This window comes from Kitasatospora sp. NPDC001683 (assembly GCF_053596495.1).
In genome coordinates this window covers 1-1,798 of sequence record NZ_JBSFGK010000227.1, presented here as the reverse complement: position 1 = coordinate 1,798, position 1,798 = coordinate 1, and the positions used below count along the sequence as shown (strand labels likewise).

The 1,798-nt window shown below is 74.2% G+C and carries 1 protein-coding gene; it reads left to right on the top strand.

Annotation, left to right across the window (positions count from 1 at the left end; genetic code table 11):
• Window positions 1-1,798, top strand: a 1,798-nt coding sequence (locus tag ACWCYO_RS40635) for a non-ribosomal peptide synthetase (protein ID WP_449787045.1), incomplete at both ends; no start/stop codon positions are given.

Below are 1,798 nucleotides of genomic sequence, written 5' to 3'. Positions count from 1 at the left end.
TCGCCTTCCAGAACACCCCCGAGGTCACCCTCGACCTCCAGGGCCTCACCTTCACCCTCGAACCCGTCGACCTCGGCATCGCCAAGTTCGACCTGTCCGTCAACGTCCAGGAGCAGCACGGGGCGCAGGGCCCGGCCGGCATCCGCGGGGTGCTGGAGTACAACGGCGACCTCTTCGACCGGGCGACCGCCGAGGCGCTGGCCGTCCGGTTCGAGCGGGTGCTGCGCGCACTGGTGGCCGATCCCGACCAGCCGATCGCCCTGGTGGACCTCCTCGACGAGGACGAGCGCCGACAGGTCCTGGTGGACTGGAACGACACCAAGGCCGCTGTCGACCACGCCTGTCTCCCGGAGCTGTTCGAGGCGCAGGCCGCCCGCACCCCCGAGGCGACCGCCGTGCTCGACGGTGACCTCGCGCTGAGCTACGCCGAGCTGAACGCCCGCGCCAACGGCATCGCGCACCGGCTGATCGACGCGGGCGTGGGCCCCGAGGACCTGGTCGCGGTGGCGCTGCCGCGGTCCGCGCAGCTGATGTGCGCCCTGCTCGGCGTCGTGAAGGCCGGCGCGGCCTACCTCCCGGTCGACCCCGACTACCCCGCCGAGCGCATCGACTTCATGCTGCGCGACGCCGCGCCGACCCTGGTGATCTCCGCCGACGGTGCCCCGGTCGAGGGGCTGCGGGGCGGCGGGCTGCAGGTCGACGGGCTGGCCCCCGTCGACGCGAACCCGACGGACCGCGACCGGGTGCGCCCGCTGCGGCCGCACCACCCCGCGTACGTCATCTACACCTCCGGCTCGACCGGCCGGCCCAAGGGCGTGCTGGTGGAACAGCACAACCTCGTCGACTACCTGGAGTGGGCCGGCCGCAGCTACCCGAGCGCGGCCGGGGCGGCGGTGCTCCACTCCTCCGTGTCGTTCGACATGACGGTCACGGCGCTGTTCACCCCGCTGACCGTCGGCGGCTGCGTCCGGATCGCCGAGCTCGCCGACGCCGCGTCGGCGGGCACCGCCCCCACCCTGGTGAAGGGCACCCCGAGCCATCTGCCGCTGCTGGAGGCCCTGCCCGCCGGCGCGTCGCCGACCGGTGACCTGCTGCTCGCGGGTGAGCCGCTGACCGCCGAGACGCTGCGGAGCTGGCGGCAGGCGCACCCGGCCGTGACCGTGCGCAACGTGTACGGTCCGACCGAGACCACGGTGAGCTGCGCCGAGTACCGGATCGAGCCGGGCAGCGAGCCCGGCACCGGCATCCTGCCGGTCGGCCGACCGCTCTCGAACACCCGCGTGTACGTGCTCGGTGCCGGGCTGCGGCCGGTGCCGGTCGGGGTGCCCGGCGAGCTGTACGTGGCCGGGAACGGCGTCGCGCGCGGCTACCTCGGCAGGCCGGGGCTGACCGGTGAGCGCTTCGTGGCCGATCCCTTCGGCGAGCCCGGCTCCCGGATGTACCGCACCGGTGACCTGGCCCGCTGGACCCGCGACGGCGAACTCGTCGTCATCGGCCGCGCCGACCACCAGGTGAAGCTGCGCGGTTTCCGGATCGAGCTCGGCGAGATCGAGGCCGTCCTGGCCCGCCACGCCGCCGTCGCCCGCGCCACCGTGCTGGTCCGCGAGGACCAGCCCGGTGACAAGCGCCTGGTCGGCTACGTCGTCCCGCGCGACGGCGCCGCTCCGGACCCGGCCGAGCTGCGCTCGCACGTCGCCACCGTGCTGCCGGAGTACATGGTGCCCGCGGCGGTCGTGGTGTTGGACGTGTTGCCGTTGACGCCGAACGGGAAGGTGGACCGTAGGGCTCTGCCCGCGCC